General features: G+C 64.6%; 23 protein-coding genes and 1 tRNA gene. 10 read left to right on the top strand and 14 right to left on the bottom strand.

Going from position 1 to position 25,235, the window contains the following annotated elements; translation table 11 throughout:
• The first annotated feature begins 8 nt into the window (after nucleotides 1-8).
• Complete coding sequence (locus CSC94_RS17480) at nucleotides 9-746, top strand: alpha/beta fold hydrolase (protein ID WP_099307652.1); 738 nt, start codon at nucleotides 9-11, stop codon at nucleotides 744-746.
• A gap of 789 nt (nucleotides 747-1,535) precedes the next feature.
• Here CSC94_RS17480 and CSC94_RS17475 read toward each other — a convergent pair.
• Nucleotides 1,536-1,625, bottom strand: a tRNA-Ser gene (locus CSC94_RS17475).
• Between the two features lie 256 nt (nucleotides 1,626-1,881).
• Between CSC94_RS17475 and CSC94_RS25185 the strand changes: the two genes are divergently transcribed.
• The 8 genes from CSC94_RS25185 to CSC94_RS17435 all read left to right on the top strand — a co-directional run bounded on the left by CSC94_RS25185 (nucleotide 1,882) and on the right by CSC94_RS17435 (nucleotide 9,957).
• On the top strand, nucleotides 1,882-3,126 hold the full coding sequence (locus CSC94_RS25185; protein WP_114647866.1) for a septal ring lytic transglycosylase RlpA family protein: 1,245 nt from the start codon (nucleotides 1,882-1,884) through the stop codon (nucleotides 3,124-3,126).
• A gap of 82 nt (nucleotides 3,127-3,208) precedes the next feature.
• Entirely contained in the window at nucleotides 3,209-4,378 is a 1,170-nt protein-coding gene (locus tag CSC94_RS17465; RefSeq protein ID WP_099307651.1) for a D-alanyl-D-alanine carboxypeptidase family protein, read from the top strand.
• Nucleotides 4,379-4,445: 67 nt separating this feature from the next.
• On the top strand, nucleotides 4,446-5,156 hold the full coding sequence (tmk, locus tag CSC94_RS17460) for a dTMP kinase (RefSeq protein WP_099307650.1): 711 nt from the start codon (nucleotides 4,446-4,448) through the stop codon (nucleotides 5,154-5,156).
• Nucleotides 5,157-5,162: 6 nt separating this feature from the next.
• Nucleotides 5,163-6,215, top strand: a complete 1,053-nt coding sequence (locus CSC94_RS17455; RefSeq protein ID WP_099307649.1) for a DNA polymerase III subunit delta' — start codon at nucleotides 5,163-5,165, stop codon at nucleotides 6,213-6,215.
• 95 nt (nucleotides 6,216-6,310) lie between these two features.
• Complete coding sequence (gene metG / locus CSC94_RS17450) at nucleotides 6,311-7,849, top strand: methionine--tRNA ligase (RefSeq protein WP_099307648.1); 1,539 nt, start codon at nucleotides 6,311-6,313, stop codon at nucleotides 7,847-7,849.
• A gap of 16 nt (nucleotides 7,850-7,865) precedes the next feature.
• A complete protein-coding gene (locus CSC94_RS17445; protein WP_099307665.1) occupies nucleotides 7,866-8,645 on the top strand; it encodes a TatD family hydrolase in 780 nt (259 codons plus the stop codon).
• An 8-nt stretch (nucleotides 8,646-8,653) separates the two neighbouring features.
• Complete coding sequence (locus CSC94_RS17440; RefSeq protein ID WP_099307647.1) at nucleotides 8,654-9,490, top strand: MBL fold metallo-hydrolase; 837 nt, start codon at nucleotides 8,654-8,656, stop codon at nucleotides 9,488-9,490.
• Nucleotides 9,487-9,957 (top strand): YbaK/EbsC family protein, encoded by a 471-nt coding sequence (locus CSC94_RS17435; protein WP_099307646.1) that lies wholly within the window; start codon nucleotides 9,487-9,489, stop codon nucleotides 9,955-9,957. The genes CSC94_RS17440 and CSC94_RS17435 overlap by 4 nt, the downstream gene beginning before the upstream one ends.
• Nucleotides 9,958-10,105: 148 nt before the next feature.
• Here the strand turns inward: CSC94_RS17435 and CSC94_RS17430 are convergent, their stop codons facing one another.
• From CSC94_RS17430 to CSC94_RS17370, 13 genes are all read right to left on the bottom strand, one after another.
• Nucleotides 10,106-10,963 (bottom strand): TIGR01459 family HAD-type hydrolase, encoded by an 858-nt coding sequence (locus CSC94_RS17430; RefSeq protein WP_099307645.1) that lies wholly within the window; start codon nucleotides 10,961-10,963, stop codon nucleotides 10,106-10,108.
• Nucleotides 10,960-12,246: an FGGY-family carbohydrate kinase gene (locus CSC94_RS17425; protein WP_245408399.1), complete on the bottom strand. Its 1,287-nt coding sequence runs from the start codon at nucleotides 12,244-12,246 to the stop codon at nucleotides 10,960-10,962. The genes CSC94_RS17430 and CSC94_RS17425 overlap by 4 nt, the downstream gene beginning before the upstream one ends.
• Nucleotides 12,243-13,295 carry a class II aldolase/adducin family protein gene (locus CSC94_RS17420; protein ID WP_425356531.1) on the bottom strand — a complete coding sequence of 351 codons (1,053 nt, stop codon included), beginning with the start codon at nucleotides 13,293-13,295 and terminating at the stop codon, nucleotides 12,243-12,245. Before CSC94_RS17420 ends, CSC94_RS17425 begins: the two co-directional genes overlap by 4 nt.
• A gap of 70 nt (nucleotides 13,296-13,365) precedes the next feature.
• Nucleotides 13,366-14,406: a 2-hydroxyacid dehydrogenase gene (locus CSC94_RS17415; RefSeq protein WP_099307643.1), complete on the bottom strand. Its 1,041-nt coding sequence runs from the start codon at nucleotides 14,404-14,406 to the stop codon at nucleotides 13,366-13,368.
• 1 nt (nucleotide 14,407) lies between these two features.
• A complete protein-coding gene (locus CSC94_RS17410; RefSeq protein ID WP_099307642.1) occupies nucleotides 14,408-15,967 on the bottom strand; it encodes an FGGY-family carbohydrate kinase in 1,560 nt (519 codons plus the stop codon).
• Nucleotides 15,967-17,091 carry an ABC transporter ATP-binding protein gene (locus tag CSC94_RS17405; RefSeq protein WP_099307641.1) on the bottom strand — a complete coding sequence of 375 codons (1,125 nt, stop codon included), beginning with the start codon at nucleotides 17,089-17,091 and terminating at the stop codon, nucleotides 15,967-15,969. Before CSC94_RS17405 ends, CSC94_RS17410 begins: the two co-directional genes overlap by 1 nt.
• Nucleotides 17,088-18,200: an ABC transporter ATP-binding protein gene (locus CSC94_RS17400; RefSeq protein ID WP_099307640.1), complete on the bottom strand. Its 1,113-nt coding sequence runs from the start codon at nucleotides 18,198-18,200 to the stop codon at nucleotides 17,088-17,090. The genes CSC94_RS17405 and CSC94_RS17400 overlap by 4 nt, the downstream gene beginning before the upstream one ends.
• A gap of 4 nt (nucleotides 18,201-18,204) precedes the next feature.
• On the bottom strand, nucleotides 18,205-19,062 hold the full coding sequence (locus CSC94_RS17395) for a carbohydrate ABC transporter permease (protein ID WP_099307639.1): 858 nt from the start codon (nucleotides 19,060-19,062) through the stop codon (nucleotides 18,205-18,207).
• 10 nt (nucleotides 19,063-19,072) lie between these two features.
• Nucleotides 19,073-19,996 (bottom strand): carbohydrate ABC transporter permease, encoded by a 924-nt coding sequence (locus tag CSC94_RS17390; protein ID WP_099307638.1) that lies wholly within the window; start codon nucleotides 19,994-19,996, stop codon nucleotides 19,073-19,075.
• A 115-nt stretch (nucleotides 19,997-20,111) separates the two neighbouring features.
• Complete coding sequence (locus tag CSC94_RS17385; RefSeq protein ID WP_099307637.1) at nucleotides 20,112-21,557, bottom strand: extracellular solute-binding protein; 1,446 nt, start codon at nucleotides 21,555-21,557, stop codon at nucleotides 20,112-20,114.
• 27 nt (nucleotides 21,558-21,584) lie between these two features.
• Nucleotides 21,585-22,511: a sugar-binding transcriptional regulator gene (locus CSC94_RS17380; protein ID WP_099307663.1), complete on the bottom strand. Its 927-nt coding sequence runs from the start codon at nucleotides 22,509-22,511 to the stop codon at nucleotides 21,585-21,587.
• Between the two features lie 273 nt (nucleotides 22,512-22,784).
• The gene (gene hpaR, locus CSC94_RS17375; protein WP_099307636.1) at nucleotides 22,785-23,237 is read right to left on the bottom strand and encodes a homoprotocatechuate degradation operon regulator HpaR; all 453 of its coding nucleotides are present in this window, start codon (nucleotides 23,235-23,237) and stop codon (nucleotides 22,785-22,787) included.
• Nucleotides 23,238-23,381: 144 nt separating this feature from the next.
• Nucleotides 23,382-23,687, bottom strand: coding sequence for a DUF2218 domain-containing protein (locus CSC94_RS17370; RefSeq protein ID WP_099307635.1), 306 nt, complete (start codon nucleotides 23,685-23,687; stop codon nucleotides 23,382-23,384).
• Between the two features lie 120 nt (nucleotides 23,688-23,807).
• Here CSC94_RS17370 and CSC94_RS17365 point away from each other — a divergent pair, with 120 nt between their 5' ends.
• Nucleotides 23,808-25,205 carry a pyridoxal phosphate-dependent decarboxylase family protein gene (locus CSC94_RS17365; protein ID WP_099307634.1) on the top strand — a complete coding sequence of 466 codons (1,398 nt, stop codon included), beginning with the start codon at nucleotides 23,808-23,810 and terminating at the stop codon, nucleotides 25,203-25,205.
• Nucleotides 25,206-25,235 lie beyond the last annotated feature (30 nt).

The raw sequence follows: 25,235 nt of genomic DNA, 5'->3' as shown, positions 1-25,235 counted from the left end.
CGCCTTGAATTCCGGCGAATGCTGCTTCCGTTTCGACATCTCTGATCTCCTTCTCGTCGAAGATCAGCAGACAGCAATTCATAGCCTACGTCAGCGTCCGAAATTCGGGGGGCAGCTCAACACTCGCCGGTCACGGCAAGGAAGCGAACCGTAAGGGTGTTACATTCGCCGATTCGGAAGCAATTCTGCTTGAAACCCTCGCAAGGCAAGAACGCCCCGTGATTCTCGTCGGGCATTCCGCGGCAGGCGTACTGCTTCAGCAGGCGGCAGGAAAGGCCGGTGACAAAATCTCAGCCGTTGTCTTTCACAACGCATTCATCATCGCCGACGGATCATCGCTTTTCGATGCGCTGCCGCCAGATATCGCCAAAGCCTTTGACGCCGAGGCGAAGGCATCGGCGGACAATACACTGGGGGTAAATGATGGCTTCTGGAGACATGTCCTTCTTGCTGGGGTAGAGGAGACGCAGGCAAGCGAGATCATTGCGCAGATGGTGCCCCAACCGTTCGGCTACTATACTCATAAAATCGACACCTCGTCCTTTGCCAAATTGACAGCCCCGAAGTTCGTTCTGCTTGCGACGGACGACAATTCGCTTCCGCAGGCTGCATGGAAGGCGATGGCGCAGTCTGTCGGCGAAAGCACTCTGATCCAAATTTCCGGCGGCCATGAGGCGTTGTTTACTCATCCTGCCGACGTTGCCGGGGGACTTGCAACAATCGCCAAATTGGTAGCCGAACAATAACGTAGGTCGTGTTGTTATAAACCGGTACGGGTAGGTGGACAAAGTCTATCCGGCGACAGATGTCGCGGCTGAAATTAGCCATCAATCTGTGCTTCGAACACTTGAAGCTTACACACTCGTCAAGCGTCAAGAAACAATGCTTGGAGTAGCCTCCTGGAAGTGGTCTACTTACTTGGATATATTTTCCCGCAATGAAGTGCTCCCCATCTTTGGATCGCCCCGGGCCGGAATTGCCGGGGATCAGAGCAATCAGAGCAGCAATTGGGGGATCACGTTCAGGGGGCTGCTGCAATCTGCGAATTCATTGGGAAATGATCGGATAAACCAAGAGTGAATAACTGAATTTTGGGCCGCCGCTATTCCGGCTCAGGGGTCATGTACTCGTCAGGTGGCAGAACCAAACCGTCATCAAAATCGGTATTGGCTTATGACCGCTTTGCCGAGTGGCATTCCGAAACCAGCCTGACGGCAAGCGGCCCCAAATCGGACCGAGAACAAGAAGTGAATCCAGAGGCAATTCACCTTTTGTTTGTTTTCGGGCGCTTCTCCTAGGAGCGGATCTGCCAGCGGAGTGAATTCACGGATTCATAATCGAGATGTAAAATCATAGAGTTGCAAGCTATTTACTAAATCCGCGCAGTCATCAGGTCTGGAGAATATCGGCCCTGAGAGACCGCTTCCGGGCCTAAAGGTGCCGAGGCCGGTGCTCAGCCTCTCCCGCATAACCCTCGAAAACAACAACAATTCTCTGCGGGCGAGGGCAGTGGAAAACGCTTTTTCGAGGGTAAATGGCGGATGGGGTGGGATTCGAACCCACGGTACGCTCTCACGCACGCCGGTTTTCAAGACCGGTGCCTTAAACCGCTCGGCCACCCATCCACGCGCCTCCTATGAGCCAAGCGCGTGATCTTTTCAAGCGGTTCGCGACTGCCAAAACAGGGCAGGGGCCGTCTCGGCCGCCGGCGCCAGGGACAAAACCGCACAATTCCTGACGGCCAGATCGCCTGCTGCCTTATTCTTGCCCGTTTGCCACCACAATGAATTAATCGGCTACTAAAACTTTTCCGCTAGGGTTGGTCATTGACGAGACCGGGGAAACCGGCGGAAAAGGGTACGGGTCAGGAGAGGGCAGGTCATGTTAACGGGCTTCAAGCGCGCTGTCGCATTCTTCGCCGCGGGGTCGGCGATGCTGATGCTGGGTGCATGCGCGGATTCTGGAACGAAATTCTCCTACAAGTCCGCCAGGGGCTCGGAAGCCTCCGGCAAGGAGTATTTCTCCGAGGCCAAATATGGCGTCAAGGCCAGCCCCCGGGTGACCAACAAGCGCTCGCGCCTCAAGCGCGGCGGCGGGCGGGTCCAGGTCGGCAAGCCCTACAAGGTCCGCGGCAAGTGGTACTATCCTAAGAAAGATCCCGGCTATTCGAAGGTCGGCAAGGCGTCCTGGTACGGGGACGCGTTCCACGGGCGCCTCACCGCGAACGGTGAAGTCTACGACATGACGCACCTGTCGGCGGCCCATCCGACCATGCCGCTGCCGAGCTACGCCCGCGTGACCAACATGAAGAACGGGGCTTCGGTCATCGTTCGCGTGAACGATCGCGGCCCCTATGCGCACGGCCGCATCATCGACCTGTCGCGCCGCGCGGCCGAGCTTCTCGATTACAAGTCGTCCGGCGTGGCGACGGTGAAAGTCGACTACGTCGGGCCCGCGCCGGTGGACGGCGAGCGGACCGAGACGCTGATGGCTTCCTACAATCCGGGCAATGCGACCCCGCCGAGCGGCCTTTCCGGCGTGATGCTGGCGATGGCCGACCAGGGCGGATCATCCGTCGTGAAGCCGCGGCACCCGTCCGAAGGCCTCCCCGGCGTCGGCTTCAACGCCTACGCCCAGACGGCATCGCTGCCCGTGGGCAGCATCACGCCCTCAGCCTATGCGCCGGCCGGCGTCACCACCTTCCAGTTGCCAGACATCGCGCCGATCCCGACCGCCCGTCCCGGGTCCGACCTAGCCCAGTTCAAGCCTTTCAATGCCTTGTCCTATGCCTCGGAACGTGTCGCCACGGCCGCGGACGCATTCTCGGTCCACGGGCTGGACCGGAAGCTGAACGCCGAAGCGCTGAAGGCGTCCTGGAAGCGGTCGCAGGGCGGGGCTGCATCGGGCTCCGTGCTCAATGTCGGCAAGTTCGACAGCCGCGGGGCAGCGCTTTCGGTCGCGGATGCGCTGAAGACCAAGGGACGCGTGGAACTGCAGACGGTTCCCGGCGAAAACGGCGAAACGCACATCCTGCAGCTCTACGTGGATTCGCGCCAGGACGAGGATGCCGTTCTCCAGGCCGCGTGGGCGGCGGGCGCCAACGACGCGTTTTATATCCGCGACTGATCCCGACGACGGTTGATCCCGTCGTTCATATGTTGCTAACGTTTACCGGGGCCTGAAACCGCACGGCAAACGGACAGCAGACATGAAATTCGCAGGTGCAGCGGCTCGCATTGTCCTTCTGGGATGGGCGATCCTGTTGGTTGCTCTCGCGCCCGCTCGCGCGCAGCTATTCGAAACCACCGCCGATACGGCCTACATGATCGATGCCGATACGGGCTCGATCCTGTTTGCCAAGAACGAGAACAAGCCCGTTCCCCCGGCCTCGCTGGCGAAGCTGATGACCATGGAAGTGGTCTTCCATGCGCTGAAGACCGGCCGGCTTTCCATGGACGATACGTTCTACGTGTCCGAGAACGCCTGGCGCAAGGGCGGTGCGTCCTCGGGCGGATCGACCATGTTCGCCGAGCTCAAGTCCGAGATCCGGCTGGAAGACCTGATCCAGGCGGTCATCGTCCAGTCGGCCAATGACGGCTGCATCATCATCGCCGAAGGCATGGCCGGCTCGGAAGAAAACTTCGCCAGGCTGATGACGGAACGCGCCCGCAAGATCGGGCTGGAAAAGTCCGTCTTCAAGAATGCGACCGGCCTGCCGGCGGAGGGGCAGGTGGTGACGATGAAGGAACTGGCGCAACTCGCCTTCCACATCTGGAAGACCTATCCCGAATATTACAAGTTCTACAGCGAGCCGGAGTTCACCTGGAACAAGATCCGCCAGCGCAACCGCAACCCGCTGCTGCGGATGGATATCGGCGCGGACGGGATGAAAACCGGTTTTACCGAGGACAGCGGCTACGCCATCGTCGGGTCCGTCAATCGCGAGGGGCGGCGAATCTTCGTGGCGATGTCAGGCATGAAGACCGACCGGGAACGCGCCGAGGAGGCCCGGAAAATCCTCGACTGGGGCATCCGGGCCTTCGAACGCAAGCAGATCTTCAAGGCCGGGGAAATCATCGGCGAAGCCGACCTGTACGGTGGCGAGAAATCGGGCGTGGCACTGCGGGCCGAAGGGGCGGTGTCGATCCTGGTCCCGATCACCAACCGCGACCGGCTCATCGCCCGCATCGTCTACCAGGGGCCGGTCGACGTGCCGGTGGAAGAGGGCGCGCGCATCGGTTCGCTCAAGGTGTGGATCGGCGATACCCTCAGCCAGGAAACCCCGCTCTATGCCGCGGAGAGCGTCGGCAAGGGCACGCTGCAGCAGCGGGCGATGGACGCGATCGAGGAGCTGATGATCGGCTGGTTGCGCGGCTAGCCGATCCGGTCCCGCTTCAAAACTGGCAAACGGGACGCCGGGCTGGACGGCCTGTGCAAGGCGGACTATGACGGTTGCAGATCGATTGGCGTCAGGAAGGCCGGAATACTTGCCGACAGGGCTTTTCATCACATTCGAAGGCGGCGAAGGGGCTGGCAAGTCCACCCAGATCGAGATGCTAGCCGAATGGCTTCGCGCCACGGGACACGAGGTTCTGGTGACACGCGAGCCGGGTGGTTCGCCCGGCGCCGAGGCCGTGCGCCACGTCCTGCTGTCCGGCGCCGCGGAGCGCTTCGGCCCGGCAATGGAAGCCATTCTCTTCTCGACGGCCCGTTCCGATCACGTCGAGCAGGTGATCCGGCCGGCGGTGGAAGCCGGCATGATCGTCCTGTGCGACCGGTTCATGGATTCCTCCCGTGTCTACCAGGGCGTGACGGGAAAGCTTTCGCCGGATTTCATGGCCCGGCTGGAGGAAGTCGCCATCAACGGCATGGTTCCGGACCTGACGCTCATTCTCGACCTGCCTGCTGAACTCGGTCTCGAGCGTGCGCGCTCGCGGCGCGGCGACGAACAGGCGGACCGTTACGAAAAGGAACAGGCGGGCGTACACGAGGAACGGCGGCAGGCTTTCCTCGATATTGCCGAGGCCGAACCGGACCGCTGCCGCGTCATCGATGCCAGCGGCGATACGGAGTCGGTCGCAAAGGCGGTGCGCGTGGCCGTCGCCGCTCTCCTGGCCCATTCGGCGGGCCGTGAACCGGCCACGGCAGACGGCTAGGCAGTCATGAGCGAACGCCTTGCCCCGGAACAGGCAGACAGCCTTCCCGACATTCCGGAACCGGCCGAAAACGTGCATCTCGTCGGTCATGACGAAGCCGCATGCCGATTTGCCACGTCGTGGCGGACGGGCAAGATGCATCACGGGGCCTTGGTGACCGGGCCGCAGGGCATTGGCAAGGCCACGCTGGCCTTTCACCTCGCCTTTCACATGCTGACGCAGCGCGACCGGCCGCATGCACCCGATACGCTGGTTCCTCCCGCCGCCGGGCACCCGGTCTGGCGCCAGATTGCCAGCGGCGCCCATCCGTCGGTCCTGCACCTGACGCGACCGCCACGCGATACCGGCGGGGGGTTCAAGAATTTCATCACCGTCGACGAGATCCGGCGGCTCGGGCATTTCCTCTCCATGACCAGCCATGACGGCAGCTGGCGCATCGTGATCGTGGACGCCGCCGAACAGATGAACACGGCGGCCGCCAACGCGCTGCTGAAGAACCTCGAGGAACCGCCACGCGATACGCTGTTCGTCCTGATCAGCCATTCGCCGGGGCGCTTGCTGCCGACCATCCGGTCACGCTGCCAGGTTCACAGGCTGCGTCCGCTCGGCGATGACGACCTCATGGCAGCAATGGGCGCCCTGTCGGAGGACGTGCCGCCGGATGCCGGCGCGCGTGCCAAGCTTGTGCAACTGGCCGAGGGCAGCGTGCGCAGGGCGCTCCTGCTGACCCGGCACGGCGGGCTCGATGTCGCCCAGGCCGTGGACAAGGTTCTCGATTCGGCCCGTTTCGACACCGGCGAGGCAATCCGGATCGGCCAGGCGCTTGCCGCACGCGACGCGGAAATCGCACTCGACCTGTTCAACCGTCACGTGACCGACCGGCTCGGCCGCGATGCGGTCTCCGCCGCGCAGGCCGGTGACACGCCGATGGCGAACCGTCTGGCCGGCCTCTGGGAAGAAGCACGGCAGACGATCATCGAGCGCGAAACCTACAATCTGGACAAGCGCCAGCACGTCACCGGCCTGTTGCAGCGGCTCCACGGCGCCATCAACGGCTGAGGCCAAATCGCATCCGGCGCACTGGCAAAACGGCAACAATTGCGCTATCCCGCCGCGAGCACACAATCGCCCAGTGCGGGAGCGTTTCAGGACCCATGACCCAGTCGAAATATTACATCACCACGCCGATCTTCTACCCCAACGGTGTGCCCCATATCGGCCACGCCTACACGGCGATCGCGACCGACGTTCTGGCCCGTTTCGCCCGCCTGGACGACAAGGACGTGTTCTTCCTGACCGGCACCGACGAGCACGGCCAGAAGATGCAGCAGACGGCGGTCAAGGAAGGCATTGCACCGATCGAACTGGCCGACCGCAACTCGGCGGTCTTCCAGAAGATGGTTTCCGTTCTCGGCTGTTCCAATGACGATTTCATCCGCACCACGGAGGACCGCCATCGCGTCTCCTGCCAGGAGCTCTGGCGGCGCATGGAAGCCAACGGCGACATCTACCTCGACACCTATGGCGGCTGGTACTCGGTGCGCCAGGAGGCGTTCTTCGACGAAGGCGAGACGACCGTTGGCGAGGACGGTGTTCGGCGCGAGCCGCTCGGTTCCCCGGTCGAGTGGGTGGAAGAGGAAAGCTACTACTTCCGCCTGTCGGCCTATGAAGAGAAGCTGCTGGCGCTCTACAACGACAATCCGGAGTTCGTGGCTCCCGCCGAGCGGCGCAACGAGGTGATGAGCTTCGTCAAGGGCGGGCTCAAGGACCTGTCGATCTCGCGCACCAGCTTCGACTGGGGCATACCGGTGCCCGGCAATGACAAGCATGTCATGTACGTCTGGGTCGATGCGCTGACCAACTACATCACCGCGGCCGGTTTCCCGGATGCCGATGCCCCGCGCTGGGATTACTGGCCGGCGCTGCACATCATCGGCAAGGACATCGTGCGCTTCCATGCCGTTTACTGGCCGGCCTTCCTGATGAGCTCCGGCGTGCCGCTGCCACGCCGCGTCTTCGCGCACGGGTTCCTGTTCAACAAGGGCGAGAAGATGTCCAAGTCGGTCGGCAACGTGGTCGATCCCTTCGCCCTGGTGGACGAATACGGACTGGACCCGGTGCGCTATTTCTTCATGCGCGAAGTCCCGTTCGGCAATGACGGCTCCTACAGCCACGAGGCCATCGTCCAGCGGACCAACGCGGACCTCGCCAACGGCCTCGGCAACCTGGCGCAACGCTCGCTGTCGATGATCGCCAAGAACTGCGGCGGCCAGGTACCGGACAACGGCGCCCTCAAGCCGGAAGACGAGGCGCTGATCGCGTCGGCCGCAAAGGCGCTGGACGCCGCGCGGGAAGCGATGGACCGGCAGGCCATCCACAAGGCGGTGGAAGCCGTTTTCGCCATCGTGACCGAAGCCGACAAGTACATCGACACGCAGGCGCCCTGGGTGCTGCGCAAGACCGACCCGGACCGCATGGCCACCGTGCTCTACACGGTTGCCGAAACCGTGCGGCGCATCGCCATCCTTGCCCAGCCGATCATGCCGGCGTCCTGCGCCAGGCTGCTCGACCTCGTGGCCGTGGCCGATGACGCGCGCGCCTTCGCCAACCTCGAGGACCGCCTGGTGCCCGGCACGACCCTGCCGGCGCCGCAGGGGGTCTTCCCGCGCTACGTGGACAGGGAGCAGGCCTGACATGGCGGACCAGCCCGTGCTCATCGACAGCCATTGCCATCTCGACTTTCCGGATTTCGAAGAAGAGCGGGCGGCCGTGGTGCAGCGCGCGCTGGACGCCGGCGTCAAGCGCATGGTGACGATCTCGACGCGGGTGCGCCGGTTCGACGCCATCCGGGCCATCGCGGAAGCCCATGAACCGGTGTACTGCTCGGTCGGCACCCATCCGCACAATTCCGGCGAGGAACCGGACGTGACCACGGCGGACCTGGCCGGCCTGGCTGCGCATCCAAAATGCGTCGCCATCGGCGAGGCGGGGCTGGACTATTTCTACGACAAGTCGCCCCGTGAGGCCCAGGCCGCGAGCTTTCGCCAGCACATCGCGGCGGCGCGTGAAACCGGCCTGCCGCTTGTCATCCATTCGCGCGATGCCGACGACGACATGGCCGCAATCCTGACCGAGGAAACAGGGAAGGGGAGCTTTCCCTTCATCCTGCATTGTTTCTCCTCCGGCCGCGCCCTGGCGGAGACCGGCATCGTGCTCGGCGGCTACGTGTCCTTTTCGGGCATCCTGACCTTCAAGAACAGCCAGGAAATCCGCGACATTGCCGCCGATCTGCCGCTGGAACGCCTGCTGGTCGAAACCGATGCGCCATATCTCGCGCCGCCGCCGCATCGCGGCAAGCGCAACGAACCGTCCTTCGTGGTCAACACGGCGCGGGTCCTGGCGGAGTGCAAGGGCGTCAGCGAAGCGGCGCTGGCCGAGGCCACCACGGCCAATTGCCTGCGGCTGTTTTCCAAGATGCCGGCTCTCTGAGGGTGGTCATGGCGGACACGCTGCGCTTCACCATTCTCGGATGCGGCTCGTCGCCTGGCGTGCCGCGCATTTCGGGTGACTGGGGCGCCTGCGATCCGCATAATCCGAAAAACCGGCGGACGCGCGCCTCGGCGCTGGTCGAGCGCATTTCCGACGCCGGCATTACCCGTGTCGTGATCGACACCGGACCTGATTTCCGGGAGCAGATGGTGCGCGCGGGCGCCGATACGCTGGACGGTGCCGTCTACACCCATCCGCATGCCGACCACATCCATGGCATCGACGACCTGCGCGGCTACGTGATCACGCAGCGCAAGCTGATGGACATCTGGGCAGACGAGGCGACCAAGTCGCGTCTCATGGAAGCCTTCGGCTATTGCTTCCGCACGCCCGAGGGGTCGTCCTATCCGCCGATCCTGCGCGCCAACCCGATCCGCCACTACGAACCGTTCCAGGTGACCGGCGCAGGCGGGCCCATCACCTTCGAACCCTTGCGCCAGGTGCACGGCGACATCCATTCGCTGGCTTTCCGCATCGGCGACCTGGCCTATTGTTCCGATGTATCAGCATTTCCTGAAAAGACACTGGAACGGTTGGATAATCTGGAATTTCTCGTCATCGATGCCTTGCAGTACCGGCGGCATCCGAGCCATTTCTCGCTTGGTGAAGCGCTGGACTGGATCGACCGGTTGAAACCGGGTCGCGCCGTCCTCACGCACATGCATGTGCCGCTCGATCATGCGACCGTCATGGCCGAAACGCCGCACAACGTGGAACCGGCGCACGACGGGCTCGTCTTCGAATTTTCCATGTCATCCGGGACTGTCGGCGAGAGTGGCGCATGAGCAAGAGCATTGCACGGGTGGAAGCGGCCGCGAAGGCTGCCGGCCTCGATATCAGCGTCCGCCGGATGGGCGAATCCACGCGGACAGCCGCGGAAGCCGCCCGGCAATGCGGCTGCGACGTCGCCCAGATCGTCAAGTCGCTGATCTTCCAGGGCCAGAACAGCGGCCGGCTGTGCCTGTTCCTGGTGGCCGGCGACAACACGCTCGACCTGGCAAAGGCCGCAGCACTTGCCGGCGAGCCGCTTGGCCGTGCCGATCCGCGCCTGATCCGCGAGGAAACAGGATTTGCCATCGGTGGGGTTTCGCCGCTCGGCCACAAGATCGAGATACCGTGCCTTGCCGATGAAACGCTGCTGCGCTTTGAAACGGTGTGGGCCGCGGCGGGCGCCCATGACGCGGTGTTCGAAGCCGGAACCGAAGCCTTGCTCAAGGCTGCGCATGCGACGATCGCGGACCTGAAGGGATAGGCGGCCAGGAGTGCACCAGGCGTAGTCCGGCAAGCCCGGGTCCTTGCCACACAAGGACTTGCCTATAGCATACAGTTCCATAATCCATCTTATGCAACATTTATCTGGAGGTGTCATGCAGCGGCTGCACACCGGTCCCTGCGCCCGGTCACATCGCGAAACGGTCGATCGTGTAGTCCGGTCGCGCCCCGTGTTCGGCATACAGGCGCTCGAGTTCGCGCTCGTCCATGTCGGCAAGAATGCCCGACCGCACCAGCGCCGTCGTCAGCCCCAGGCCGGCACCGCCGGCGATGTCATGCTCGATGCTGTCGCCGATGCAGCAGATATCCGGCGAAGGCGCCGCGCCGAACATGTCCAGCGCGAAGCGATACATCTCCGGATACGGCTTGCCGATCCAGCGTACCGGTCCGCCCATGGCCTCATAGGCATCGGCGATCGCGCCGGCACCGAAATGCGGACCCGTTGGCGTCAGCATGATCTTGTCCGGATTGGTGCACAGGCACGGAATGCCGCGCCGCGCCGCGGGTGCCAGCAGCGCCTCGTAGTCCGCCATGGTGATCCGGTCGCCGCGGCTGCCTGACAAAAGGATGACGTCGGCATCTGCGCCATCAACAGCATCGACGAACCCAAGACCCTCGATGGCGGAGCGGTCGTCGTCGCGGGCGACGAGCAGGCAGCGGCTGCCGCTGGCCATCTGGCCTGAATCGAGTTCGCGCTTGAGAATGTGCCAGGCAACCTCGCCCGAGCTGACGAACGCGCTGTAGGTGTCAGGCGCGAAACCGAGCGTGTTCAGCCGCTTGATGTTGGACGCCGCCCGCTTGCCGGAGTTGGACAGCAGGACGACCGTGCACCCCGCCCGGGTCATGTGCGCCAGGGCATCGATGGCGCCGGGATAGGCCAGCGTACCGTCATGCAGCACGCCGAACTGGTCGACGAAAAAGGTGCCGTGGCGGCCGACGAGGCCGGCCAGTCCGATCCGGCTGGATGTCCCGGTTTCCGGGCTCATGCCGCGATCTCCGGCGTTGCGCCCTGCAGCGCCAGGAGTGCCGTGCCATAGGCCGCGTCGAGCGAAGTGACGGAACGGGCAGGGACACCCAGCCCGCGCTCCCTCATCCGGGCCCAGGCGGTGTTGGAGGCCCCTCCTCCGACGGTACGGATCGAAGCCAGCGCCGGCGCGCCGAGTTCGACGAGTTTGCGGTAAGCCATGGCCTCGATCGCGGCGATGCCTTCGAGGATGGCCTTGAGAAACAGCGTGTCGTCGGCCGGCCGCGGCTCCATGCGTGGCGCGAAGTCCGGGTCGCTGACAGGAAAGCGCTCGCCCGGCCTTGCAAGCGGATAATAGTCCAGGCCTGTATCGGTCTCCGGATCGATGGCCGCCGACAGTCTGGCAATGGTTTCGCTGTCGAAATAGGCCGCCAGGACGTTTCCGCCCGTGTTGGACGCGCCGCCAGCCAGCCAGCCGCCCGCCAGCCGGTGGCTGTAAATCCCGAATTGCGGAGCGAAAACCGGCGTGTCGCTGAACAGCTTGATGGTGAGCGTCGTCCCGAGCGCGGTGACGCCGTCGCCCGGTTCGCTGGCACCGGTGGCCAGGAACGAGGCGCAGCCATCGGTCGTACCGGCCACGATCAGGGTCTCTGGATGAAGCCCGAGCTGCCGTGCAAGCGCGCCCCCTGCCCGCCCGGTGACCGTTCCCGGTTCCACGACGGACGGTAGCATCGCGGCCGCCATGCCGGTTTTTGCGATCCAGTCCGGCCATTGCCGGGCGACCGGGTCGTAGCCGGTTTTCAGGGCGTTGTTCTCGTCGCTGACGTCGAACCGGCCGGACAATTGGCCGGCAATCCAGTCGGCCTGGTGAATGATCCGGACCGTGCCCGGTGCAGCCTGCAGCACGATGGCGCGACCGAGCGCCGAATTGCTTCCCAGGGCAGCGCTCTCCGGTGGCGCGACGGCGGCGATTGCCGCGATCACCGCCGGATCGTCGACCGGGTCGTTGTACATCATGGGCTGCGCCAGCGGCGTACCGGCGCCATCAACCGGCAGCATGGTGCCCGACGTACCATCCACGGCCAGCGCGCCAACCGCAGCCGGATCGACGCTCCCAAACAGGGCGGCGAGAGCGGCCTGGAGCGCGGTACGCCAGGCATCGGGCGAGCGATGGTCCTCGCTGAATGAATCCATTCGCGCAGCCCCCTGCGCGACGACCTGCCTGTCGCCGTCAATCGCGACGGCGCGGACGCCGGAGGTTCCGACATCGATGCCGACGAAAAGCGAAGGCGCGGCTGTGCTCACGCCCCTGCTCCCTTGTTGTTCAGCGCCTGGCGGTATTTTTCCGCGTCCCAATCCAGAAGCTCGGCATTCTGCGCTTCGGTCAGGTAGTTCAATGCCGTTCCTGCCGGGATCCGCGTCGTCACGTCGGCGAGGCAGCGGGCCAGCGCCTGGGCACCGGCATTCGCCGAGCCGTTCATCAGCACACCCTTGCCCGGAAACAGGATCGACACGGGTGCTGGCAGGCCGGCCGCTTCAAAGCGGGCGGCGACATCCGCGGCTGTCTCCCCCTCGCCGGCCAGCACGGAGCCGACGCCGAGGAAGATCACGTGGTCGGGATAGAGACTGCCCTGCCCGGCCATCGCAGCGCTTGCCGCATCGAGCGCCGCGCCATGGCTTGCCGGGTCGGCGGGCAGATCGTAGCCGGTGCCCTGCGCCAGCCGTTTCAGCGCCTCGATGTCCGCGCTTGCCGTTGCGCGAGGCGTGCCGGTCAGGCGTGCATGGACATCGTCCATCAACGCTTCGGTTTCTGCCACCGTATCGCCGCAGACGACCAGGCCGTGATTGCCGAGGACAAGCACGCGGGTTTCCGGCTTCAGGACCGCCTCGATCGAATGGGAAAGGGTGAGGCCCGGCTTGACGTAGGGAACGAAGGCCCAGTCGAGACCGGCAAGCTTTTCGGCCAGCACAGCCCCGGCATCCGCCCGCACTGCATGGGCGATGGTGCCGACGCAATGGACATGGATCACCACGTCCTGCGGCAGGGCCGAATGAACGGTCGTCTCGATGGAGGGGCGCAGGCCGGACGGGTTCCGGTCGGCGACCACGAAATCCTGGGCCTTTTCGGCCGAGCCGTCATCGCGGCGCACCGCCTTGTTCAACTGGCCGAGATCGACGGGAACGAAAATGTCGTCCTTGTCCGCGTTCATCAGCCAGGTGCCGGACGCCTTGATCCAGAGGATGCCATCACGCTTGATCGAGGTGTTGCCGCCCGCCGCCTGAACGAGCAGCGGATCGGCGCCGGCCCTTGCCGATACCGTGCGCAGGGCCTGGAATTCGGGGTCGTTGGCGATCTGTGTCATCGTCCTATCCTGGTTTCGATGCCGGCCTCTTGCGGGCGATGGGTCAAGGGACGATCCTTGGTCAGCACTGGTTGCGGGGGCCTTCGCCGGCGATGTAGCGGCGTACCTCCTCGGCCGCCTGCTCGGCGGCAAAGGTGACCGTGCGCACCGACGCGCCGGCAATATGCGGAGTGAGCGTCACGTTCGGCAATTGCAGCAGCGGCCAGTCTTCCGGCACCGGTTCGACGGAGAAGGTTTCCAGCATGGCACCGGCGAGATGGCCGGACTCCAGCGCATCGTAGAGCGCGTCGTAGTCGACCAGCGGGCCGCGCGCGGTGTTGACGAAGATCGTGCCGGGACGCATGGCCCTGAGCGTGTCGGCGTTGATCATCTTGCGCGTTTCATCGGTCACGCGCGGATGCATGCTGACGACGTCGGAGCGCTGCAGGATCTCGTCCAGCGCGACATGCTCGACACCGGCGAGGCGATCCTCCTGCGACAGCTGGACATAGGGGTCGCAGACCAGCACCCTGGTGCCGAAGGCCCGCAGCAGCTTGACCACCTTGGTGCCGATGTTGCCGTAGCCGATGACGCCGACGGTCAGTTCGTTCAGTTCGCGGCCGGTCACATCTGCGCGATAGAGATCGCCGCGCCAGATACCCTTCCGAAGGGCTTCGTGGCCTTCGCGGATCTTGCGGGTCTCGGCAAGAATGGCGCCGATGGTGAACTCCGCGACAGCGGTGGCGTTTCGCCCGGGCGTGTTGACCACCGTGATGCCGCGTTCGCGGGCAGCGGTCATGTCGATGTTCACCGGTCCGCCGCGCGATACCGCCACGAGCTTCAGGTTCGGAAGGCGGTCCATCATGCCGGCCGAGAGCGGGGCCAACTGGGTGACGAGGATCTCGGCGTCGCCGACGAAGTCCACCACGTCGTCGGCGGTGCCGAAATATTCCTTCAGCCCGTCCATGCCTTCGACGGCGTAGCCGTGTTCCATGGGTTCGTCGGGCCAATTGTCCTTGCGGGTGCGGATCGACACCTTGTCACCGCAGGCCGCGACGATCTTTTCCTCGAACACTTCCGGCAGCATGAAATGATCGCCGATGATGGCGACGGATCTGGACATCTCAATTGTCTCCTGTCTCGGAAAGCTGCGCCCAGACGGGCACCAGTGCCTCGCGGGCGGCACGATAGGCGGGATAGGTACGGGCATAGACGGCGGCCAGGCCGGCATCCGGCGCTTCGGCTTCGCCCAGCAGCGGCGTCACCCATTCGGCGATGCAGGCGTCCATCGTGTCGTAGACGCCGTTGGCAACGGCCGCCATCATGGCCGCGCCGGCGGCGCCTGCCTCCTCGCGTGCGGAGGTGCGAACCGGGGCATCGATGGAGGCGGAAAAGATGGAGCGCAGCGCCTTCGACCGCGCCGCGCCGCCGGTCAGGCGCACCTCGGACGGCATGTCGCCCATGGCGCCGTAGCAATCGCGTGCGGCAAGGCCGAGGCCCTCGATGACGGCGCGGACAAGGTCCGGAAAACGATGCGAGGACGACAGGCCGATGAAGCTCGCCCGCGCCGCGTTGTCGACGAAGGGACCGCGCTCGCCGGCCTCGGAGATATAGGGGTGGTAGACCCCCCTGCCCGGCTGCGCCGCGGCGATCCAGGTGTCGATGTGGGCGATAAGGTCGCGATGATTCACCGGCTTGCCCATGTCGGCCATCAGGTCGGAGGCGACCTTCAGCAGCCAGTCGATGTTCAGGGTCGCGGCCATGTTGGACTGGATCTGCGCCACGACGCCGGGAATCGGGAGGCACATGACGTAGCCGGTCCGCTCCTCGTTGAGGAAGACGTTTTCCGGCGTGGTCGCGCGCATGTGCATGCCGGTCGAGCCGATGATGGTGCAGCCGGCTTCGGAGCCGGCAGTATAGATGCCGCCGCCAAGCGCCGTGCAGGCAACGTCGACATAGCCGAGCGAGACCGGCGTTCCGGCCTTCAGGCCCGTCGCGGCCGCGGCCGCATCACTCAGCGGATGCGTGACCTGCGACCCGTCGACGATCTCGGGCAACAGGCGGCGCTCCGACGTCAGGCCGAGCGCGTCGATGACGCTGTCGTCGTAGGCCCGCGTGCGAAAATCGCCAAAGGTGAAATTGGCTTCCGACGGATCGCAGGCGCGAACACCCGTGAAATTCAGATAGAGCCAGTCCTTGCAGTGCAGCGCCACCTCGGCCGTGGCAACGGCCTCGGGCATGATCTCCTTCATGCGGACGAGCTGGGTTCCCATCTGGCAGGCGTTGAGCCCGCTGCCGGTATGGGCGAAACGGTCGATATCGGCGGCGGACTGGCGCAGGCGCCGGACGACCGGCGCCGCGCGGGCATCGAGCCAGAGCCAGCCGTCGGCAACCGGTTCGTTGCCGGGGCCGACGAGCCAGGTACCATCCCCCTGCGCCGTCACGGCAATGCCGACGGTGCGGTTCGCGAGGCCGGGGACCAGTTCGCCCAGTTCCCGCAGCGTCCGGGCACAGTCTTCCCAGGTGTCGGCCAGGGGCTGGAATGCGGCGCCATCAGGCAGGACGGTGTAGCGGTTCGGCGTCGAGGCCACCGCGATCTGCCGGCCGGACAGGTCGAACGCAATCGACTTGATGACGGAGGTTCCCGCATCGATACCGATGATGAGATCGCCGCCGCCGGTCATCACGCCAGTTCCTGTCCGTGGCTGATCGCCTTGCCGCTCTCCAGGTCGAAGACGTGGAGGTCGGCCGGGTCCAGCTCGACGCGGATTTCCTCGCCGATCCCGACCCTGGCGCGGTCATGTTCAACGAGCACGAGGTTGCCGTTGGCGAAGGCTGCCGCGATGTGGCTCTGGTCGCCGAGCCACTGGTTCGTCAGGACCCGCGCTGCAGGGCCGTGCTCGGACCGGCGGACGGCATAGGGCCGCACGCCGACCATGACGCGGCCACGCTTGAGGATGGCTTCGCGGACGTCGGGTGCGAAGGCATTGGAGGCATAGGCCAGGTCGAGGCCGCCTTCCAGGTCGAAATGCAGCTTGTCGCCGACGGTGGAGGCGGTGACGGGGAAGACGTTCATCGGCGGTTCCCCGACGAAGGTCCCGGTGAAGAGATTGGCCGGACGCTCCTTGATCTCGGCCGGGCTGCCGTATTGCTGCAGCACGCCACCTTCCATGACCGCGATGCGGTCGGCCAGGGCGTTGGCCTCGGTCTGGTCGTGGGTGACCAGGATGGCGGTGAGACCGCGCTGCTTGATGAAGTGCTTGATGCGGCCGCGCAGAAGCGTTCGCAGTTGCGGCTCGAGCTGGCCCATCGGCTCGTCGAGAAGATGCAGGTCGGCATCGCGGATCAGGGCGCGGGCAAGCGACGCGCGCTGCTGCTGGCCGCCCGAGATCGAGTTCGGCATCCGGTCGAGGATGTCGGAGATCTCCAGCATCTCGGCGACGTCGCGGACGCGGGAGGCGACCTCGGCCTCCGGCAGCTTCGCCGCCTTCAGGGCGAAGGCGATGTTGTCGCGCACGTTGACCGTCGGGTACAGCGAATAGCCCTCGAAGGCCATGGCGACGTGCCGCTTGACCGGGGGAAGCCGGTGCACCTCGCGCCCGGATAGAAAGATCTTGCCGCGGCTGGTTTCCTCGAAACCGGCGATCATGCGCAGCGTCGATGTCTTGCCGCAGCCCGAGGACCCGAGCAGCGCGATGATGTCGCCCTTGGCGACGTCCATGTTGATGTTCCGGACGGCGTGGACCCCCTTGCCGATCGGTCCGTAGAACTTGTCGACATTTTCCAGCCGGAGCATGGTCTCGCTCATGCTGCCCCTCCCTTCGCGGCATCGGTTGCCGGCAGTGCAATGCGGTTTCCGGTTGCCCTGTCGAACAGGATGACCGCGCCGCTGTCGATGACGATATGGGCCTGTCCGCTGTCGGGCGCGGATGTGCCACTCGGCCGCGAAATCAGGATTTCGCGCTTGTTCTCGGTCGCCGCGAGGGTGACAGTCTTCTCGTTAAGCGGCGTTTCCGCCTCGATCGTGACCGGGAACGCACCCGGCGTGCCGGCATCGGCGAAGTGAATGCCCTCGGGGCGGATGCCCAGGATACAGGAATGACCGATCGACCCTGTGTAGCCGGGATTGATCGGCACGGCCGTTCCCGAAAGCTTGACCTGCACGCCGGCCTCGCCGCGTTCCGGCGTGACCTCCAGCAGGTTGATGACGGGATCGCCGAACAGGCGCGCGATCTCGGTGTTGGCCGGCGACAGGTAGATGTCTTCCGGCGTGCCGATCTGCGCGATGCCATGGCCGCTCATGACGGCGATCCGGTCGCCGAGCGCCATGGCTTCCTTGTAGTCCTGCGTCACGTAGATGACGGTGGCCTGCTGGTCCTTCAGGAGGCGCGGCAGCTCCAGCCGCATCTCGAAGCGCAGCTTGGCATCCACGTTGCGCAGCGGATCGTCCAGCAGAAGGATGGACGGCTCACCCGCCAGTGCCCGTCCCAAGGCGGTGCGCTGCTTCTGGCCGTTGGAGAGTTCCTTTGGCTTGTGATGCAGCACATGATCGATCTTGAGCAGCCTGGCGACGTCCTCGACGCGGCGCTTGATGCCGGTCTTGCTCTCGCGGCGCGCGATCAGCGGGCTGGCGATGTTCTCGCGGGCATCCATGTGCGGAAACAGCGCGAAGTTCTGGAACGCCATGCCGATACCGCGATCCTCCGGCTCGACGCCGTCCATGTCGGCGCCGTTGATGCGGATGCTGCCCTCGTCCGGTTCGATGACGCCGGCGATGAGGCGAAGCAGGACCGTCTTGCCTGCGCCCGAGGGGCCGAAGAGGACGAGGGTCTCGCCGGTGGCAACGTCGAGCGAGACGCCGTCCAGCACCAGGTCCTCCTTGAAGGATTTGACGATGTCGGTGAGTTGAAGCGACATGGGGTTATCCTTTCACCGCGCCGAGCGACAGGCCTTCGACGAGGTAGCGCTGGGCGTAGAGGGCCAGGGCGAATGTCGGCAGGATCGACAGGACGATGCCGGCGGCCACCTGGCCGTACTGAATGCCCGACGCCGTGACGAAGGCGAGCGCACCGACGGTCACCGGCTGCTTGTCGGCCGAGGCCAGCACGAGGGCGAAGACGAAGTTGTTCCAGGCGAAGATGAAGGCCAGCAGTCCCGCGGCGGCGATGCCGGGCCCGGCCAGCGGCAGGGCGATCTTGCGGAAGGTGGCGCCCCAGCTGTGGCCGGCGATGCGATAGGCATATTCGACATCGGCCGGGATGTCCTCGAAGTAGCCGCGGACGATCCAGAGGATCAGCGGCAGGACGATGAGCTGGTAGACCCAGATCAGGCCGAGGTAGGTATCGGCCAGGCCGATCTGCTGGAAGTAGATGGTCAGCGGCAGCAGGACCAGCAGCGGCGGCGCGAAGCGGAAGCTCAGGAGCGTGAAGGCGATGTCCTCGGAGCCGCGAAACTTCAGCCGGGCGAAGGCATAGGCCGCCGGCACACCGAGGACCAGGCCGACCGCGACGGAAGCCGCGGAGAGGAACAGCGAGTTCCAGAGGTTCTTCATGAAGCTGATTTCCAGCGTTCCGGCTGCCGTGTCGAGCTTGCCGGTGATCAGCGCGGTGTAGTTCGACAGCGTCGGATCGAAGACGATCGACGGCGGAACGCGCAGGATCGTCTCGTTCGTCTGGAAGCTCATCAGGAAGATCCAGAAGATCGGAAACATGAAGAACAGGATGACCAGCGTGATGGCGGTGCCGCGCAGGACCTTTTCCAGGGTGCTTGTGTGTTCCATGGTTATGTCCTCACGCCTCTCCGCGCTGCCGTTCACGCAGGCGCAGCCAGTTCTTGATGAAGATGTTCGACAGGATGTAGGTGATCGCCCAAAGGATCATGAGCAGTGCCGCGGAGCGCCCCACATTCGTCGACTGGAAGAAGTTCAGGTAGGCCTCGACCTGGAAGACGGTGAGTTTGTCGCCCGGGCCGCCCTGGGTCATGGCGTAGATGATGTCGAACTGCTGGATGCTCTCGATGACGCGGAACAGCGTGGCCGTCAGCAGGAAGGGTGTCAGCATCGGCAGAGTGATGCGCCAGAAGACGAACAGGCGCGGCACACCATCCAGCGCGGCGGCCTCGAAGGGCTGCTGCGGCAGAGAGCGCAGGCCGGCGAGCAGCAGGATCATGATGAAGGGCGTGTAGACCCAGATGTCGACCAGAACCACCGTCAGCATGGCCGTGGACGGATCCGATGCCCAGCGGAAATCATGCAGCCCGATCAGCGAGGCGAAATAGCTCAGGATGCCGAAGCCAGGATTGGTCATCAGCTTCCACATCAGCGACGCCAGTGCCGGAGCGGTCATCAGCGGCATCAGCAGCATGATGGAGACGAAATTGTTGAACCGCGTGCGCTTCTGCAGCAGCAGCGCGATGCCGAGCCCTAGCAGAAGCTCGATGCCGACGGTCAGGAACGCATAGGTCAGGGAGACCTTGAGCGTGTTCCAGAAGGCAGGATCGGACAGGAAATTCAAATAGTTCTCGCCCCAGTTCCACTTTCGGGCCCAGGGTTGCGACAAGCGATAGCGCTGAAGCGAATAGGCAACGGCGGTGAAGAACGGGACCAGGATCCCGATACAGGTCAGCAACGCCGGCAGGCTCAGCAGGTAGGGCAAGGCGCCGCGGCTGACGCGAAAACCGCGTCTCGGCTTCTGGTTCATCGTGGCGTCGCTCATCACAAAATCCTTCTGTCAGCAGTATCCGGGACACTGCTGGCACATCGGTCGCCAATGGTCGGGTTCGGTTGTATGCGGGGCGCCCCTGTCGCGGGGCGCCCCGATACCGGCGGGCTTAGCCCAGGCCGGCATCCTTGAGCTGACGGTTGACGCTCTCGGCCAGCTGGTCGATGCCTTCATCGACCGGGACCTCCTTGGCGACCATCTTCTGCAGCATGGCTGCCCATTCGGTCGTCAGATCGAAGAACAGCGGCTGAGCCGTGAACTTGATCGAGGCGCCGGGAGCGGAAACGTCGTGCATCTCGACGTAGCCCGGGTAGGACGCCGACAGCTTGTCGCGGAACATCTCGTCGGCCCAGACGCTGGACCGCGCCGGGTTGACGAGGTCCATCTTGCGGGCGCCGAACAGGTCGTGCTCCGGACCCGTGACCCACTGCAGGAAGTACCAGGTGGCGTCCTTCTTCTGGGAGAAGGTCGACATGGCCATGGCCCAGATCCAGATGTTCGGGGTCGGCGCCTTGGCTTCCGGGTTGGCGGCAAAGGCGGAGAAGGCCAGGTTGCCGGCTTCCTTGTTGTCGCCGCCGTTCATGAAGTAGCCGAGGATGTCGGCGTCGAACATCATCGCCGACTTGCCGGCGCCGAGGTCGGTGCCGACCTGGTACCAGGTGTGGGTCGACCAGTCCGGCGCGCCGGAATCCTGGATCATCTTGACCCACTTGCGGTGATATTCCTTCGACACGTCGGTATTCATGGCAGCCGACAGCTTGCCGTCCGCGCTGACGTTGAGGTCCTTCTGGCCGAAGTTGGCATAGCCCGACAGGAAGCCCGGGTGAATGGTCGCCCAGGAGCGCGAGCCGCGCACGCCGATGCCATAGCCGCCGTTCATCACTGCCTTGGCCGCGGCGGCGGTGTCGAGCAGTTCGTCGATGTTGGTCGGAACCTTGAGGTTGTTGGCGTCGAAGATGCGCTTGTTGTAGGTCAGGTTGTTCTGCTCGTAGGCGAGCGGAATGCACCACTGCTTGGCATCGTCGGAGCCCAGTTCACCGCCCGGCTGGCCGTTCCAGGCACAGGACTTGACCACGCCCGGCAGCATGTCGCCCCAGTTGTAGTCCGGGTTGGTCTTGCTGTCGTCCTTGATCCACTGGTTCAGATCCTCGATCCAGCCGGCCGGACCGTAGGTCCAGGTCATGTAGGCGCCGCTCATGAAGGCGTCGTACTCGGTCGAGCCGGAGGAGAGCGCAGCCGTCACCTTGTCGAAGTAGACGTCTTCCGGGAACACGTCGTACTGGACGTCCATGCCCGTCATTTCCTTGAAGTTCTCAAGGTCGGCCAGCATGGCATCGGTGTAGGGGTGCTTGTTCAGAAGCAGCTTGATGGTGGTGCCGGAGTGCTTCTTCCAGTCGAATCCGTTGGCCGCGAGGGCACGGGTCGCGGCCGCGTTGACCAGAACGCCGGCCGTCGCAGCCGTGACGCCGAGGGCGCCAAGACCGCGGAAGAGATCGCGGCGGCTGATCGATCCGCGGACATACGCGTCTACGATCTGCTTTTCCTTTTCATACATGTGGGGTTCCTCCCGTTGGTGTCCCGATCAGGACGCTTCAAGCTTGACGAGCGCGCGCGCGGTGCGTTCGTCGGTAATGAGACCGCTGAGCAAGCGGCTCTCAAGCACGGAATTGATTGCGGGGACCTTCAACTGTCCCCCGGCCAGGGCGATGATCCGCCGGTCGCGCAACTCGTCGAGCCGCAGCGCGAGCGTCCGCTCGGTCAGGGTCGTATCGACCGGATTGCCCCTGGCATCGAAGAAATGGCCGAGGATTTCACCGGTCCCGCCCCTGGCGCTGACCTCGGCGATCTCGCCCGGCTCGATCATGCCGGTCGCGACGAGCGAAGCACCCGGCTCTGCGGTACCGATGCCGACGAACAGCAGGCTTGCGGAGCGCGCCAGGTCCATGACGTCGGAAATGCCGCGCTGGGACAGCAGCACATCCCGGTCCTCGACCGTGTTGGCAAAGAAGGGAACCGGCATGACATAGGCCTCGGCGCCGGTCCGTTCGGCGAGCCGGTGGATCACGTCGTGCGGATTGGCGGCGAACTTGCGGGTCAGGCCGCCCAGCAGCGAGACGAACCGTGTCTTGCCGGCGCTCATCCGCGGAAGGAACTCCACGCTGGCGGCCAGCGTGCGGCCGTGGCCGATGCCAATCAGAAGGTTCTCGGAGCGCTCCATCTCGCGGCGCAGGAACTGGGCCCCTGCCCGACCGAGCGCGCGCAACGGCAGGTCGTCGGCATCGATGTCGGGGACGACCTCGCAATAGTCGAGACCGTACCGCTTGCTGAGTTCGGCCTCCAGCGCAACGCATTCTGCGACTTCGCCGTCGATGAAAACCTTGACCAGGCCGGCCTGGTTGGCACGCGTGATCAGGCGGTGCGCCTTCATGGAGGTAACACCCAGCCGCTTCGCGACCTCGGCCTGCGTCAGGCCGCCGGCATAATGCAGCCATGCAGCGCGGGCTGCCATGGACGCATCAGAATCCGGCGCAAGTGTCGTGCCGTTGACTGCCAAGTGATTTCCTCCCGGATGATAAAAATATCATCTGATGAAATTTTTTTCATGACGCGCAAATTTTGTCAAGGGCGTGACAGGAGAATCTCCGCCTGTGGACAGCGAACCTTGCGTGGCAACGCGTGCATTTCAGAATGCAGGACAAAGCGCCGGAATGACGGCGCGCGCCATTCGCAGCGGTCCGCCGGACCGGCATGTCACGTGGGAACCAGGATGCCCGAAGGGCGTTCAGGGGGCCGTGCGGCGCAGTTCTTCCAGGAGATCCAGCAGGGTATCGAGCCTGGCGCGGCCAAACCGGCGTTCAAGCCGGGCGAAGATCGCGGCATTGTCGTCGAGATGCTGGAGGATCAGCACCCTGCCCTCGTCGGTGATCCGGACGAGGGTGCGGCGGCGGTCGGTCTCGTCGGTCCGCCGTGTGACCCGTCCCTGCCCTTCCAGGGTCTTGAGAATCCGGGTCAGGCTCGGCAATTGCAGACAGGCAGCCTCGGCGATCGCGCTCTGTTCCACTTCGCCCAGTTCATCGAGCACGCGGAGCACGCGCCACTGCTGTTCCGACACGCCACTCTTCTGAAGCATGTCCCGGATCGGCCCCATCACGGTCTCGCGGGCGCGCAGCAATGCGATGGGCAGGGAACGCGTGGTCGGCGCGAATTGGCCGGGTGCCTTGGAATCGTCGGTCATGCCCCCACTCTATCGACTGTTTTTTGGAACGTGCCAAGCCATGGTTGACCATCACTCCGGATAAACTTAACACATTAACCAACAGGGCGGCCGGGCATCCCGCGGTCCGGACCCGCAAGAGGCGGGGTCATCAGTTTGAGTTCATCAGGCAGCGGTCACATTTCGCCAGTCGAAGACAAGGTCCTCGCGAAAGGCAAAGCGAACGATGTGTTTTTCGACCACGTCCTTGAGCCGGTCCCGTTCTTCGGCACTGGCCGATTCGATGCTGACCAGCAGGGCCTCCTCTTCCGCCGCCATCTCGCAGAGGCCGGACGGAAGCTCGATCCGGCTTTTCTCGGGCGTGAAGTTGACCGGGAACTTGTGTGCCCAGTGCTTGCTGAGCTGCTGGAGGTATCGCGAGCCGGCGGCGGTCGGGACCCGCGCTGCGGCGGAAAAGGCCTGGTCTGTCATGGTTGAATCTTTCTTCGTTTGCGTTGCCCTTCAGATGGGATCAAGAAGCGGCTCAGACAACGGCACTGGCGAAGACACACTGTACCGGCCAGGGGCGGCCGGGATGAAGGAGGCAAGGACATGACGCCGGAAGATTTTCGATCCTGGTCGCGAAAGGCGGCCGACTGGGGCGCCGATTACCGCGATACGCTCCGCGACCGGCCCGTCCGGGCCAAGACCGCGCCGGGCGACATCGCCGCGCAATTGCCGCCATCGCCTCCGGAACACGCCGATGCGATGAACGCGATCATGGCCGATTTCGAGCGGATCGTCGTGCCGGGCATGACCCATTGGCAGCATCCGCGGTTCTTTGCCTATTTCCCGGCCAACGCCGCCGATGTTTCCGTCCTTGCCGAGTACCTTGTGACGGCCATGGCCGCCCAGTGCATGCTGTGGCAGACCAGCCCGGCTGCGACCGAGATGGAAACGCGGATGATGGACTGGCTTCGGCAGGCCATCGGCCTGCCTGGCGGTTTTTCGGGCGTGATCCAGGACAGCGCCTCGTCCGCCACCCTGGCGGCGGTGCTCACCATGCGCGAACGCGCCCTCGCCTGGGCCGGGAACCAGGCAGGCCTCTCCGGCCAGCCGCGGCTTCGCGTCTATGCGAGCGCCGAGGTGCACACCTCGGTTGACCGTGCCATCTGGATTTCCGGCATCGGGCAGGACAACCTCGTCCGGATCCCGGTCTCCGGACCCATGAGCGGCATGGATGCGCAGGCGCTGGAGGCAGCGATCGTGGCCGACCGGGAAGCGGGCTTCCTGCCGGCAGGCGTCATTGCCTGCACGGGCGGAACGGGCACCGGGGCCTGCGACGATCTGCGGACTGTTCTCGGTGTTGCCAGGGGCCACGGCCTCTACAGCCACGTCGACGCGGCCTGGGCCGGATCGGCGATGATCTGCCCGGAATACCGGTCGCTGTGGGAAGGCGTGGAGGGTGCCGACTCCGTCGTCTTCAATCCGCACAAGTGGCTCGGGGCACAGTTCGACTGCTCGGCGCATTTCATCGCCGATCCGGAAAGTCTGGTGAAGACACTGGCCATCCAGCCGGAATACCTCAAGACCCACGGTCACGACGGGCTGATCAACTACTCGGAATGGTCGGTACCGCTCGGGCGCCGATTCCGTGCGCTCAAGCTGTGGTTTCTGATGCGCGGCTACGGCCTGGAGGGCCTGCGCGAGCGCATCCGCAACCACGTCGCATGGTCGCAGGCCCTGGCCGAGCGGTTGCGTGCCCTGCCCGGCTTCGAGATCGTCACCGAACCGGTGCTGTCGCTTTTCACCTTTCGCCTTGCAGGGCGACCGGACGACGCGCAGATCGCCTTCGTCAACCGGATCAACGACGATGGGCGCATCTACATCACCCAGACCCGGGTCGACGGCCGCATCGCCATCCGTTTCCAGGTCGGCCAGTTCGACGCCACAGAGGCCGATGTCGCCATGGCCGGTGACGTGATCCGCGAATTGTCGCAGCACGGGTGACGCCAGCCGGCGCGCGGCGCCGGCCTGCCT

Source organism: Zhengella mangrovi (assembly GCF_002727065.1).
Classification (GTDB): domain Bacteria; phylum Pseudomonadota; class Alphaproteobacteria; order Rhizobiales; family Rhizobiaceae; genus Zhengella; species Zhengella mangrovi.
The sequence above is the reverse complement of the archived record's forward strand: the minus strand, read 5'-3'. Positions and strand labels throughout refer to the sequence as shown.